Origin of the sequence: Mesorhizobium sp. AR10, assembly GCF_024746795.1 — a bacterium.
Lineage (GTDB): Bacteria > Pseudomonadota > Alphaproteobacteria > Rhizobiales > Rhizobiaceae > Mesorhizobium.
Map to the genome: position 1 here is coordinate 1,934,202 of NZ_CP080524.1, position 12,666 is coordinate 1,946,867.

The following is a 12,666-nucleotide window of genomic DNA, read 5'->3' on the forward strand; positions in this document are numbered from 1 at the left end:
GGTTAGATTGGATGGTTGACTTGCATGCGTGATTTTCAGTTCCCCGGACGGTCGCCGGTTCGCGCGACGGAAGCGATGGCCGCGACATCGCACCCGCTGGCCACGCTGGCGGCGATCGACATGTTGCGGTCCGGCGGCAATGCCATGGACGCAGCCGTTTGCGCGGCAGCGGTGCAGGCGGTCGTCGAGCCGCAATCGACCGGTATCGGCGGTGATTGCTTTGTCCTCTACAGCCCCAAAGGCCAAGGCGCGGTTCTGGCTTTCAACGGCTCGGGCCGCGCACCCACTGCTGCAACAGCAGAATGGTATCTGGGCAAGGGCTATGACGGATTGCCGGAGTCTGGTCCGCACGCGGTCACTGTGCCTGGCGCCATCGACGCCTGGTGCCGGCTGCTCGACGACCACGGCAGAAAGGGCATCGACGCTGCCCTGGCGCCCGCCATTCGCTACGCCGAACAGGGCTACGTCGTTCATGACCGCGTTGCCTTCGACTGGGCCGATAGCTTTGACCTGCTCGCAGCCGACGAACATGCCGCGCGGATCTTCCTGCCGGACGGCAAGGCGCCGCAGGCCGGCGACCTGCACCGGCAACCGCAACTGGCCGACACGTTGCGCATCGTCTCGCAGCGCGGCCGCGCTGGCTTCTATGAAGGCGAGATCGCTGAAGACATTGTGGGGCGCCTGCGTGCGCTCGGCGGGCTGCATGCGCTTGAGGATTTCGCGGCGACGAAAGGCGAGTATGTCAGGCCTGTGGGTACATCCTACCGAGGCTATGACGTCTTTCAGATGCCGCCGAGCAACCAGGGCATGACGGCGCTGATCATGCTGAATGTGCTTTCTGCCTTTGCGCTCGGCTCCCTGGAGCCGGACAGCGCCGAGCGGCTTCATCTCGAGATCGAGGCGGGGCGGCTCGCTTACCAGGACCGCGACAATTTCATCGGCGATCAGAATTTCGTGCAGGTCCCCGTCGAGCAACTGTTGTCGGTAGGCCATGCGGACCGCCTGCGCGCCGCGATCGATCCGGAACGGGCAATGACACATCTGCCTCGGCTTGAGCTTCAGCCGAGCGATACCGTCTACATCTCCGTGGTCGATCGTGATCGCAATGCGGTCAGTTTCATCAACTCGACCTACGGTTCGTTCGGCAGCGGCGTGGTCGGGCCCAAAACCGGGGTGGTGCTGCAGAATCGCGGCAGCAGCTTCCGTCTGGCAGTGGACCATCCCAATCGCATCGCACCTGGAAAGCGTCCCATGCACACCATCATGCCGGGCATGGTGACGGAGAAGGGCCGGGCGGTGATGCCGTTCGGGGTGATGGGCGGCGGCTACCAGCCGTTCGGCCATGTCCACCTGCTCACCAACATGTTCGATTTCGGCATGGACCCGCAGCAGGCGCTGGATGCGCCAAGGGTGTTCTACAAAGACAATGCGGTGCTGGTGGAGCGCGGCATTCCGGCCAGCGCGATCGCCGGTTTGCGCAAGCGGGGCCATCAGGTTTCCGTCGCGGAAAAGCCGCATGGCGGCGGCCAACTGGTGCTGATCGACTGGGACGAGGGAACGCTTACCGGCGCATCCGATCCACGCAAGGACGGTTGCGCGCTCGGTTACTGACGACACGCCGAACGGGCGTTCAGTCCAAAGCGACGCACCGATGTTCGGCTTCTTCCCCAACAACGTCGGCGTCGCTAGTGTCCTTGATTTCGTCGACGAACTTTCGGCGTCGCCCGCCTTCATCACCAGCGGAGGAGGGGCGGACGGGTTTGCCGAGCATGCAAGGAGCGGGAACAATCATGGGACCAGGCCGACTGACGAAGAAGGAGCGGCACCAGCTCATCCTTTCGGAAGTGCGCAGGTCGGCCTCGATTCGCATCTCCAAGCTGGCCAGGCGCATCGGCGTCGCTGGCGAGACGATCCGCCGCGATCTGGCCGAACTGGGCAAGGCCGGGCTTCTCAACCGCACCTATGGCGGCGCGACAATCTCGCTGATGACGTCCGAGCCAGTGATTTCCGAGCGCGCCCTGACCATGGTCGAGGAGCGCGCGCGGATCGCGCGCGGCACGGCGGGTCTGGTCAAGAAGGGGCAGATCGTGATGATCGACGGCGGGTCGACCACCTATGAGGTGGCGCGCAGCCTCTCGCAACTGAAACAGGATCTGATCATCATCACCAACTCAACTGGCGTTGCGTCGGTGGCCGGCGCCAATCCGACCTTTCGCGTCATCCTTTGTCCGGGGACCTACGACAGCCGGGAAGGCAGCGTGCTGGGTGAAGACACGGTCGAGTTCGTCAACCGCTACAATGCCGACCTCGCCATCATCGGGGCCTCGGGGGTGACGACGGATGGTCCCAACGACATGATCTCCGGTGCCGTGGCGGTGAAACGTGCGATGATGGCGCGATCACTGTCGACAGTTTTGGTGGTGACCAATGACAAATTCGGTCGCGCCAGTCTCGAGCGCATCTGCGCCCTGCGCGACATTTCCGATCTTGTCACGGACCGCGAACCGCAGGCCGAATTGCGTGTGGCGATTGAAGGGACCGGCGCCGAAATACACGTTTTCGCCAGCAGCTGACCTATCCGGCATCCCGGTTGGTCAAGGCGATGTGGCAGCAGCCGGAGCCATGGCCTGGCGTCCAGGTGACGTTGTCGAAGCGAACGCCGGTCGCCTCGAACAGGCCGCGGTCGAAGGCGCCGGCTATGCGGCAGAGCGTGGCGAGCTTTTCGTCGCCGACGCCCGCCTCGACCCAGGCGTCCTTCAGCGGGCAGCGCTTGACCTTGAAGGCAATGCGATCGTCGCTGCGTTCGATATCGGTTGGATACATGCGGCCGCCATCCGGGCTGACGGCCAGAAACGCCTCGCCGATCGCGCGTGCTTCATTCGGCCCGAAGCCAGAGAAGGCTGCCGCCGCTACCTCCTTGCCGCGCTGCTCAATGGTGCGGATCATGATCGCCTCGGCTCTTTCGGCGCCCAGTTCTCCGGTCAGTTCGTCGAGAAACAGGCGGTAGAGATCGGCCCGGTTGCGGAAGGCGGAATCGAGTTCTCGCGACAGTGTTTCGGCTCTGGCTTCGGCGTCGGTCATGTTGCGTCCTGTGGAGTGGATCGAGTGAGTCTTGGCGCCGCGGCCACCAGCGCCTTGCCGATGGAAGATTGCGGCGCGTCGATGACGGTACGGGCGTCCCCGCTCTCGGCAATTCGCCCGGCCTCCAGAATAACGACGCGGCGGGCGATGGCGCGCACGACACCAAGATCATGCGAAATGAACAGATAAGCGATGCGTTCCTCACGTTGCAGATCGAGCAGCAGTTGCAGGATCTGCCCGCGCACCGAGACGTCGAGCGCCGACACCGCTTCGTCGAGCACGATCAACGACGGCCTTGTCGCGATGGCACGGGCGATTGCGACGCGCTGGCGCTGGCCACCGGATATTTCGTGGATAGCGCGAGAAGCGAGATCGGCACTCAGGCCGACACGTTCCAGCAGGGCGGCGATGCGGCGCGGACGCTCGCTGCGGGAGACGATGCCATGAATGCGCAAGGGATCGTCAAGCACGCGCGCCACGGTGGCGCGCGGGTTGAGGGCGGCGAGCGGATCCTGGAACACCATTTGCAGACGCGCGCGCCGGGCGCGCAAGGCAGCACCGCTCAAGGCGAGGAAATCGTCGCCCTCGAATTCGATACGGCCGGCATCAGGTTCGGTCAGCCGCAGCACCAGCCGCGCTATGGTCGACTTGCCGCTGCCGGAAGGGCCGGCCAGCGCCAGCGTCTCGCCGGGTTCGATGTGGAAGGATACATCATCGACGGCAGCGATGGCCTTGCCACCGCGACGATAGCGTTTAGCGAGACTGGAAACCGCCAGCAAGCTCATGCCGTCAGCTCAACAGTGGCTCGGCCAAGCAGCGGCTCGGCGTCGAGGCCGATATGCGCATCGAGCAGCGAGCGCGTGTAGGCGTGGCGCGGAACATTGACGATTTGCGCCGTCGCACCGATTTCGACTAACTCGCCATGCCGGAACACGGCGATGCGTTCGGCAAGCTCGGAGGCCAGTGCGATGTCGTGGCTGATGAACAGCAGCGTCATGCCGTCCTCGGCCACCAAGTGCCGGATCAGTGCTGCGATGTCGGCCTGCACGATGGTGTCCAGCGCACTGGTGGCCTCATCTGCGATCAGCAGTTTCGGACCGGCAGCAATCGCGGCGGCGATCGCCACGCGCTGCTTCTGGCCGCCGGAAAGCTGGTGCGGAAAGGCGCGCATGGTGGCGTCCGGATCGGGCAAGCGGACACGTTCGAGTAGCTCTCTAGCCTTCGCGTAGGCGTTCGGCCAACCTAGCCCGAGATGGGTATGTACAACTTCGGCGACCTGTTTGCCGACGGCCATCACCGGATCGAGGCTGGACGACGGATCCTGGAAGACGAAGCCGATGTCGCGGCCACCGAGGGGGATGTTGTTCGCCCTTGCAGCAGACTTGGATGGTTGGCGATCTGTCACGCCCCCCTCTGTCCTGCCGGACATCTCCCCCTCAAGTGGGGAGATTGCGCCCTCATCGTCGCTTTCGCCAATCACCAAGGTTGCAGGAGGGGAGCCAACAGCGAAACTCCCAATCTCCCCCCTTGAGGGGGAGATGTCCGGCAGGACAGAGGGGGGTGCCCTGGCACCCAATGTTGGTGGCGGCCGCAAGGACCACTCAATGCTTCCGCTGATCACGGACGACGCCGCCGGCAACAGCCCGGCAATGGCCAGCGCCAGCGTGCTCTTGCCCGAACCGCTCTCGCCGATGATGGCGAGCCGCTCGCCGGCAGCGACATCGAAGCTGATGGTCTTCAGCGCCGTAACGTCGCTGCCATCGCGGCGGTAGGTGACCGTCAGGTCGCGGATGGAAAGCAGCGCCGTCACGACAGGCTCCTTCGCACCGCCGTCGTCTCGACGACGCCTTCGCCGGCGAGATAGACGCCGAGCACCGTCATCACCAGCGCAATGCCCGGAATGATGGACAGGAACGGCGCGGTGCGCAACACGGCGCGACCCTCGGCGATCATGCCGCCCCATGTCACCCGGTTGGGGTCGCCAAGGCCGAGAAACGAAAGGGCTGCTTCGGTGAGGATCGCGGCGGCGACGATCACCGACGACAATGCCAGCACCGGCGGCAATGCGTTGGGCAGCACCTCGCGAAAGGCGATCGCCAGCGGATGCATGCCGATGACACGGGCGCCGGCGACAAAGTCGCGCTCGCGGATGGACAGCACTTCGGCGCGCGCCACACGCGCCGGTCCGGTCCAGGCGCCAAGCGCAATCGCCGCGACGACGACGCCGAGCGATGGGCCGACGACACTGACGAAGGCCAGGGCCAGCAGGAAGCTCGGCACCGTCTGGAAAGCGTCGGTGATGCGCATCAGCACCTCGTCGACGAGGCCGCCGGCAAAGCCGGCCAGCGTGCCGACTACCGCACCTATCACAAGAGCCGCGGCTGCCGCCGCCAACCCGACCGCAAGCGAGGTGCGGGCGCCGTGGAAAAGCTCGGCCAGCACATCGCGACCGAGCCTGTCGGTGCCGAGCGGCAGCGACCAGTCCTGAAACGGCGGCAGAAGCGCCGGCCCGGCAATGGCTTGCGGGTCGCCGGGAAAGAACAGCGATGCCGACAGCGCTATCGCAAACAGCGCGGCCAGGATGACCGCGCCGGCGACAGCCTCCGGCGTGCGCAGGAAGCGGGCAAGCGGGTTCAAGCGCCGGCCTCGCTGGCGCCGACGCGCGGATCGAGGAAGGCGTAGGCGATGTCGACGAGAAGGTTGATGACGATGACCAGAACGGCGCTGACGAGGATGACGCCGAGCAGCAGCGGCGTGTCGCGTCCTCCCACCGCTTCCTGCGCCAGCCGGCCAAGGCCGGGCACGGCAAAGACACTCTCGATGACGACGCTGCCGCCCAGCATCTGCGCCGATTGCAGCCCGAGCATGGTGACCAGCGGCAGGAGTGCGTTGCGGGCGACGTGGGCGAGCACGATGCGGCGGCGCGACAACCCCCTGGCGCGTGTGGCGAGGACAAAATCCTGCCGCCAGACCTCGGCCATGCCGGCCCGCATCATTCGCAGATAGAGTGCCAGATAAATGAAGCCCAGCGCCGACACCGGCAGGACGAGGTGGCTGGCAATATCGGCAGCGCGGTCGATGCCGGTCTTGCTCGACGCGATGCTCTCGATGCCGCCGATCGGAAACCAGCGCAGATCGACGGCGAAGACGACGATCAGTACCAGCCCGAGCCAGAAGCCCGGCACGGCATAGAGGGCCAACGAGCCGATCGACAGGAAGCGGTCGCGAAAACTGCCGGGTCTGGCGCCGGCATAGATGCCGAGCGCCGAGCCGAGGCCGAAGGAGAGCGCGGTGGCGCTGCCCATCAAAAGCAGCGTGTTGGGCAGGCGTTCGAGGATCACGTCGCGGATCGGCCGCGAGAAGGTGACCGACTGGCCGAGGTCGAGATGCAGCAGCGCCCAGAGATAGTTGGCGAGCCGCGTCAATTCCGACTGGTCGAGGCCCCAACGATGGCGCAGCAATTCGATCATGCCGGCGTCACCGCCGGTCGAGACGATATAGGCGTCGACCGCGTCGCCGGGTGCCAATTCCAGCAGCAGGAAGGTGCCGATTATGACGATCAGCAGCACGAAGATGCTGCCGACGAGACGGCGGCGGAGGAGGGTGAGGGCGCGGGTCATGCGGGTCTCGGCAGCGCCAGGCGACAGAAGGAAATGTTGCGCCCAGGCACCCCCCTCAGTCCTGCCGGACATCTCCCCCTCAGGGGGGGAGATCGGAAGTCATCGGCGATTTCGCCAATCTTCGCTGAAAGCGGATGAGCCAACGTCGCGGCCAGCCAATCTCCCCCCTTGAGGGGGAGATGTCCGGCAGGACAGAGGGGGGCCTCGTAGAGCTCAACGTCTACGATGATTTCGCGAATTTTCATCCGCGCGAGTGTGTCACGATTCCAAATACGTGTCCGCCCAGTTCGAGACCGCCCAGCGCGGGTTGTTGGCGATATTGCCGACCGTATCGCGCGCGACGCTGATAAAACTCCATTCGGCGACGTTGATCAGCGGCAGGTCGGCAGCGACCTTTTTCTGGAACTCCTTGTAGAGCTCGGTGCGGGCAGCGGTGTCGAGCGTCTCGGACGCCTTGGCGATGAGGGCGTCGAGATCGTCGTTCTTGTAGCCGCCCTGGTTGGAGAAGGGCACGCCATCGGGAATGCCGCTCTGCACCAGAATGGTGGTCGAGATCGCCGGGTCGCCACGGAACACCGGCGGCCCGACCGCAAGGTCGAAGGCGTGGTCGGTGTAGACGGCCTTGATGTGCGCGGGCGAGTCGTTGTTGACCAGCTCGGCGTCGATGCCGATGGCAGCCAGCGCCTGGCGCAGATAGTCGCCGAACTGCTTGGTCTCGTTGAAATAGGGCGCCGGCAAGAGCTTGAGCGAAAAGCGGTTGCCGTCGGCGCCTTTCTTGTAGCCGGCCTCGTCGAGCAAGGTGTTGGCCTTGGCCACGTCGAAGGCATAGGTCGGCACATCGGCGGTGTAGAATTGCGGATCGTTTTTCGGCACCGGGCCGGTGGCTGCGGCGGCATAGCCGAGGAACACCGTCTTGACGACGAAATCCTTGTCGATGGCGTGCGCGATCGCCTGACGCACCTTGAGGTCGGCGAGTTCCTTGCGGCGATGGTTGATCTCGACGACGAGCTGATAGGTCAGCCCCTCATAGCCCTTGGTGACCACCTTGAGACCCGGCACCTTGGAGATGCGGTCGAGGTCGGCCAGCGGCACGGCGGAAAAGGCAGCGAGCTGAATCTCTTCGGCCTCGAGCGCGCTGGCCGCCGAGGTGCGGTCAGGCAGCACCTGATAGATGATCTCGTCGAGGTAGGGCTCGTCCTTGCCCCAATAGTCGGGGTTCTTCGCCAGCCGGTAATATTCGCCGGCCTTATATTCGGCGAATTTGAATGGCCCGGTGCCGACCGGCGCATTGTTGGCCGGGTTCGTGGCAATGTCGCCGGTCTCGTAGATGTGCTTGGGCACCACGCTGCTCAGCGCCGGTAGCGCGTTGCGGATGAGCTGGAACGGCGTCGGCTTGGCGAATTTGAACACGGCGGTCTGTTCGTCCGGCGTGTCGACGGCAGCCAGATCCTTGAACACGGTGCGGCCAAGATTCTGCAGCGGCTTCCAGATCTGCAGCGCCGAGAAGGCGACGTCGGCGGAGGTGAAGGGCTTGCCGTCATGCCATTTGACGCCTTCGCGCAATTTGAACGTCACCGACAGGCCGTCGGCCGCACCTTCCCAGCTGAGCGCCAGCCGCGGTTCGAGCCCGTCCTTGCCGTCGAAGGAGGCCTCGGCCAATGTCTCTACGATCTTGCTGGAGATGAAGAACACGCCGTTGGAGGCGACGATCGCCGGGTTGAGATTGCGCGGCTCGGAATCGGCGGCGACGACCAGCCGGCCTCCCTTTTTCGGCGTCTGCGCCCAGCCGATCGTCGGCATGGCGGTGGAGGCCAGCAGCAATGCCGAACCGGCAAGCACCGTGCGCCTGGAAATCGTGAAATCTGACATGATCGAACTCCGTCCTCTCCGCGACCCGGCCGGGTGCGCCAGTACCCCTCGGACGCTCGCGAGCATCCTTGCACCAGGGGATTATGGGCTTTGCTGAGGGTTTCGCCAGAGACGGAATTGGCGCATCCTGGCGTGGCTTTGAAAATTTCGTCCGCTGGACCAGTTGCAGGAAGCGGTTCAATGCACTTTTTCTGGTAGGACCAGAAACGTCTAGTATGGCGGCGCGAAGCGAAGGAATGGGCTAGCGAGGCCTGTCTGACCTATTTCTGGCTGGACCAGACCGGGCGAAATGGTGCAGATTTGATCGACAGCCAGAAGATCAGACCATAACAGCCGGCGATCCGACCGACCGGCTGGCGAATTCAGGGAGAGAGAGATGAACGTCGTCCCGGGCAAGACTGCCGTCAGCAACATACCGTTCGACCACGCGAGGGTGGACCGGCTGATGGAAGAGGCTGGCATCGACGTGCTGCTCGCCACCTCCAAGCACAACACGCAGTATCTGCTTGGCGGCTACAAGTTCATCTTCTTCGCTGCCATGGATGCGATCGGCCACAGCCGCTACCTGCCTGTCGTCGTCTACGAGAAGGGCGGGCCGGATCATGCCGCCTATATCGGCAACCGGATGGAGGGCGCAGAGCACCAGAACAATCCGTTCTGGACGCCGACGCTGCATGCCGCATGCTGGGGCACGCTGGACGCCGCCAATCTCGCCGTCGAACACCTGACGAAAATCGGCAAGGGCAATGCGCGCATCGGCATCGAGCCAAGTTTTCTGCCGTCGGATGCCTACACGCTGATCCGCAAGGCGCTGCCGGACGCCAAGCTTATCGACGCGACCGACATGCTGGAGCGCATGCGCGCCATCAAGACGGATGCGGAGCTGGAGAAGCTGCGCATCGCCTCCGAACTGATCACCGATTCCATGCTGGCGACCATTGGCTGGGCGCATGAAGGCACGACCAAGGCGGAGATCATCGAACAGCTCAGGCGCGAGGAGACCAATCGCGGCGCGCATTTCGAGTACTGCTTGGTGACGCTGGGTGCCAGCCACAACCGCGCCGCCTCGCCGCAGGCGTGGAAGCAGGGCGAGGTGATGTCGATCGATTCCGGTGGCAACTATCACGGCTATATCGGCGATCTCTGCCGGATGGGCATTCTGGGTGAACCGGATGCCGAGCTCGAAGATCTTTTGGCCGAGGTTGAGACGGTGCAGCAGGCAGCTTTCTCAAAGGTGAAGGCGGGCACGCTGGGCGGCGACATGATTTCTTATGCCGAGGGCGTGCTGAAGAAATCCAAGGTCTCGCCCTATGCCGATTTCTTCGCCCACGGCATGGGGCTGATCACGCATGAGGCACCTTTCCTGATGACCAACCACCCAGTGACGTATGAAGGCACGTATGCGGCAAAGGCGCTGGAGAAAAACATGGTGCTGTCAGTCGAAACGACCATGCTTCACCCGACGCGCGGCTTCATCAAGCTGGAGGACACGCTGGCTGTGACTGAGACCGGCTATGTGATGTTCGGTGACCGGGGAAGGGGATGGAACAGGGGTGCTTTTTCATAGTCGGATGGCAGCGCGTCCCACAAAGCCCTTCATCTCTGGCCAGGCGGCAGTAGCCTGAAATCCGGCAAATCGCGCAGCGCCAGTTCCGGCCCGGCCGGCGAATAGACGACGAAGAGCTGCATCGGCGCATCGCCGGTGTTCAGCGTCGAATGGAAGCGGCTTTCCGGTACATAGATGGTGCAGCCGGGGCCGACCTTGGCAACAACCGGATTGCCCTGCTCGTCCTCGACCATCTGCTCGCCATGGCCGGAGATGACGAAGATGATTTCCTCCGCACCCGGATGGTTATGTCGGGTGTGGCCCTTGCCGGAGGGCAGGTCGACGACGCCGCCGGAAAAGCGCTCAGCACCGTTCACCTCAGGCGCGACGGTCAGTGCCAGCCTGCCCCAGTCGAAGCCGAAAGCGCTGACGTCCTTCGGATAGACAAATACCTTGCTGGTGTCGATCATCGTCTCATCCCTTCTTTTTCTTTGTAGCGGTGTTTTGGCCGCCAAGAGCAACGGCCTTGAAATCCGCCGTCTGCCTGGCAATCGCGGCTTCCGCCGGCAGCCGTTCCATCGAGCTGGCGCCATAAAAACCATGCAGGCCCTTGCAGCGGTCGAGAATGTATCTGGCATCATCCGGCATCGAGATCGGACCGCCATGGCAAAGCAGGATGACATCCTTGCGCACCGAGCGAGCGGCATCGGCGATGGCGTCAATTTCGGTCACGCAGTCGTCGAGCGACTTGGCCGATGTCGCGCCGATCGAGCCGCCGGTGGTGACCCCCATATGGGCGACGACGATGTCGGCGCCGGCCTTGGTCATGGCACGTGCCTCGTCGGGGTTGAACACATAGGGCGTGGTCAGCAGGTCGAGCTTGTGCGCCTCGGCGATCATGCCGACCTCGAGCCCGAAGCCCATGCCGGTTTCCTCGAAGCTCTGCCGCATCTGGCCGTCGAACAGGCCGATGGTCGGAAAGTTCTGCACGCCGGAAAAGCCCATCGTCTTCAGCTCGGCCAAAAGCAGCGGCATGATGACGAAGGGATCTGTGCCGTTGACGCCGGCCAGCACCGGCGTCTTCTTGACCACCGGCAGCACCTCGTAGGCCATCTCCTTGACGATCTCGTTGGCATTGCCGTAGGCGAGCAGGCCGGCGGCCGAGCCACGGCCGGCCATGCGGTAGCGGCCGGAATTGTAGATGATGATCAGGTCGATGCCGCCGGCTTCTTCGGCCTTGGCCGACAGGCCGGTGCCGGCGCCGCCGCCGACGATCGGCACGCCGTCGGCGATCATCTTGCGGAATTTTTCCAGGATCTTCTTGCGCGGTATGGCGGCCATGGCTTTCGTGTCTCACAGTCTGGCGATGTCGAGGAAAGCCGCTGTTGCAGCCTTGGCGAATTCGGGGTCGTTGATGTGCAGCGGCAAGCGTGTCACGCGGCGAGTGCTGTTCGGCATGATTGTCCGCTCAATGGCTTCGAAGAGTGCTGCATCGGCCTCAGGGTCGAAGAAGGCGCCGCCTTCGATGTCGAGCGCCGAGACGCCCCTTTCGGGGATGAGGAAACGGACCGGACCGTCGCAGAGGCTCAGCCTTGTGCCGATCCATTCGCCGATGGCGCGATTCTCTTGCGCTGTCGTGCGCATCAACGTCACGTTCGGATTGTGCTCGTGGAACAGCCGTCCGCGATATTTCTCCGGAACGGTTGGTCTCGCCCAGAAATTCACCATGTCGAGCGCGCCGACCGAGCCGACATAAGGCAGTCTGGTGCGGGCGATGGCGCCGAAGCGGTCGTCGGTCGCCGGCAGCACGCCGCCGAACAACAGGTCGCAGACTTCAGTCGTGGTGATGTCGACGACGCCGGAAAGCAGGCCGCTGTCGGCGAGCTTTTCCATGCTGCGCCCGCCGGTACCGGTGGCGTGGAAAACCATGCAGTCATAGGTCGAACGAAGCTGCTCGGCGATGGCCGTCACGCAAGGCGTGGTGACCCCGAACATGGTGAGGCCGATCGAGGGTTTGCCGTCGGGCGGCGGCGCCGGTTTCGCCGCCATGCCTGATATTGCCTGGGCGGCGTTGTGCAGCACGACACGAGACAGCCGGTTCAAGCCGGCCATGTCGGTCACCGACGGCATCATGACGATATCGGAGACATCGACATAGGGTGCAGTGTCGCCGGAGGCGAGCGTCGAGACCATGATCTTGGGCAGGCCGAGCGGCAACGTGCGCATGCCGGCGGTGATGATCGAGGTGCCGCCGCCACCGCCAATGCCGATCATGCCTGATATGTCAGAGCGCGACTGGACGAACCGGGCGAAGGCGGCGCCCATGGCCGCGACCGCGGTACCGCGATCATCGATGCCCAGCACGGTGCCGCGACCAGCGGGATGGTGGTCGGCGACTTCGCTCGCCGCAACGTCGACCCGCACAGTTGCAGCGCGCGTTCCGATATCGACGCGGACAACAGCGGCGCCGGAGGCAGTGATTGCATCAGCCAGGAAGGCGAGTTCCTCGCCCTTGGTGTCGGCAGTGGCCACCACATAGATGCGCTTCAT

The 12,666-nt window shown here is 64.1% G+C and carries 12 protein-coding genes; 3 read left to right on the forward strand and 9 right to left on the reverse strand.

Annotated features, from left to right (window positions below; genetic code table 11):
• Window positions 1–24 precede the first annotated feature (24 nt).
• Window positions 25–1,611, forward strand: a complete 1,587-nt coding sequence (ggt, locus tag LHFGNBLO_RS12860; protein WP_258607798.1) for a gamma-glutamyltransferase — start codon at window positions 25–27, stop codon at window positions 1,609–1,611.
• A gap of 179 nt (window positions 1,612–1,790) precedes the next feature.
• Window positions 1,791–2,573 (forward strand): DeoR/GlpR family DNA-binding transcription regulator, encoded by a 783-nt coding sequence (locus LHFGNBLO_RS12865; protein ID WP_258607800.1) that lies wholly within the window; start codon window positions 1,791–1,793, stop codon window positions 2,571–2,573.
• Between the two features lies 1 nt (window position 2,574).
• Here the strand turns inward: LHFGNBLO_RS12865 and LHFGNBLO_RS12870 are convergent, their stop codons facing one another.
• The 6 genes from LHFGNBLO_RS12870 to LHFGNBLO_RS12895 form a co-directional block, all read right to left on the reverse strand.
• Window positions 2,575–3,081 carry an L-2-amino-thiazoline-4-carboxylic acid hydrolase gene (locus LHFGNBLO_RS12870; RefSeq protein ID WP_258607802.1) on the reverse strand — a complete coding sequence of 169 codons (507 nt, stop codon included), beginning with the start codon at window positions 3,079–3,081 and terminating at the stop codon, window positions 2,575–2,577.
• Window positions 3,078–3,866, reverse strand: a complete 789-nt coding sequence (locus tag LHFGNBLO_RS12875; protein WP_258607803.1) for an ATP-binding cassette domain-containing protein — start codon at window positions 3,864–3,866, stop codon at window positions 3,078–3,080. Before LHFGNBLO_RS12875 ends, LHFGNBLO_RS12870 begins: the two co-directional genes overlap by 4 nt.
• Window positions 3,863–4,891: an ABC transporter ATP-binding protein gene (locus LHFGNBLO_RS12880; protein ID WP_319944219.1), complete on the reverse strand. Its 1,029-nt coding sequence runs from the start codon at window positions 4,889–4,891 to the stop codon at window positions 3,863–3,865. The genes LHFGNBLO_RS12875 and LHFGNBLO_RS12880 overlap by 4 nt, the downstream gene beginning before the upstream one ends.
• Window positions 4,888–5,718, reverse strand: a complete 831-nt coding sequence (locus LHFGNBLO_RS12885) for an ABC transporter permease (protein WP_258607805.1) — start codon at window positions 5,716–5,718, stop codon at window positions 4,888–4,890. The genes LHFGNBLO_RS12880 and LHFGNBLO_RS12885 overlap by 4 nt, the downstream gene beginning before the upstream one ends.
• Entirely contained in the window at window positions 5,715–6,701 is a 987-nt protein-coding gene (locus tag LHFGNBLO_RS12890) for an ABC transporter permease (protein WP_258607807.1), read from the reverse strand. Before LHFGNBLO_RS12890 ends, LHFGNBLO_RS12885 begins: the two co-directional genes overlap by 4 nt.
• A 258-nt stretch (window positions 6,702–6,959) precedes the next feature.
• Window positions 6,960–8,570 (reverse strand): ABC transporter substrate-binding protein, encoded by a 1,611-nt coding sequence (locus tag LHFGNBLO_RS12895; protein WP_258607809.1) that lies wholly within the window; start codon window positions 8,568–8,570, stop codon window positions 6,960–6,962.
• A gap of 376 nt (window positions 8,571–8,946) precedes the next feature.
• Between LHFGNBLO_RS12895 and LHFGNBLO_RS12900 the strand changes: the two genes are divergently transcribed.
• On the forward strand, window positions 8,947–10,137 hold the full coding sequence (locus LHFGNBLO_RS12900) for a M24 family metallopeptidase (RefSeq protein ID WP_258607810.1): 1,191 nt from the start codon (window positions 8,947–8,949) through the stop codon (window positions 10,135–10,137).
• Between the two features lie 29 nt (window positions 10,138–10,166).
• Here the strand turns inward: LHFGNBLO_RS12900 and LHFGNBLO_RS12905 are convergent, their stop codons facing one another.
• Genes LHFGNBLO_RS12905 through LHFGNBLO_RS12915 form a run of 3 tightly spaced genes read right to left on the reverse strand, consistent with a single transcriptional unit; the run spans window position 10,167 to window position 12,666 of the window.
• Window positions 10,167–10,586 carry a cupin domain-containing protein gene (locus tag LHFGNBLO_RS12905; RefSeq protein ID WP_258607817.1) on the reverse strand — a complete coding sequence of 140 codons (420 nt, stop codon included), beginning with the start codon at window positions 10,584–10,586 and terminating at the stop codon, window positions 10,167–10,169.
• A 4-nt stretch (window positions 10,587–10,590) separates the two neighbouring features.
• The gene (locus tag LHFGNBLO_RS12910; protein WP_258607819.1) at window positions 10,591–11,457 is read right to left on the reverse strand and encodes a phosphoenolpyruvate hydrolase family protein; all 867 of its coding nucleotides are present in this window, start codon (window positions 11,455–11,457) and stop codon (window positions 10,591–10,593) included.
• A 12-nt stretch (window positions 11,458–11,469) separates the two neighbouring features.
• The gene (locus LHFGNBLO_RS12915) at window positions 11,470–12,666 is read right to left on the reverse strand and encodes a Tm-1-like ATP-binding domain-containing protein (protein ID WP_258607821.1); all 1,197 of its coding nucleotides are present in this window, start codon (window positions 12,664–12,666) and stop codon (window positions 11,470–11,472) included.

Bases quoted from the DNA above. Each gene is read 5' to 3' on its own strand.
- LHFGNBLO_RS12895 (WP_258607809.1), bottom strand. From the start codon at position 8,570: ATGTCAGATTTCACGATTTCCAGGCGCACGGTGCTTGCCGGTTCGGCA.
- LHFGNBLO_RS12890 (WP_258607807.1), bottom strand. From the start codon at position 6,701: ATGACCCGCGCCCTCACCCTCCTCCGCCGCCGTCTCGTCGGCAGCATC.
- LHFGNBLO_RS12870 (WP_258607802.1), bottom strand. From the start codon at position 3,081: ATGACCGACGCCGAAGCCAGAGCCGAAACACTGTCGCGAGAACTCGAT.
- LHFGNBLO_RS12910 (WP_258607819.1), bottom strand. From the start codon at position 11,457: ATGGCCGCCATACCGCGCAAGAAGATCCTGGAAAAATTCCGCAAGATG.
- LHFGNBLO_RS12900 (WP_258607810.1), top strand. From the start codon at position 8,947: ATGAACGTCGTCCCGGGCAAGACTGCCGTCAGCAACATACCGTTCGAC.
- LHFGNBLO_RS12905 (WP_258607817.1), bottom strand. From the start codon at position 10,586: ATGATCGACACCAGCAAGGTATTTGTCTATCCGAAGGACGTCAGCGCT.
- LHFGNBLO_RS12875 (WP_258607803.1), bottom strand. From the start codon at position 3,866: ATGAGCTTGCTGGCGGTTTCCAGTCTCGCTAAACGCTATCGTCGCGGT.
- ggt (WP_258607798.1), top strand. From the start codon at position 25: ATGCGTGATTTTCAGTTCCCCGGACGGTCGCCGGTTCGCGCGACGGAA.
- LHFGNBLO_RS12865 (WP_258607800.1), top strand. From the start codon at position 1,791: ATGGGACCAGGCCGACTGACGAAGAAGGAGCGGCACCAGCTCATCCTT.
- LHFGNBLO_RS12915 (WP_258607821.1), bottom strand. From the start codon at position 12,666: ATGAAGCGCATCTATGTGGTGGCCACTGCCGACACCAAGGGCGAGGAA.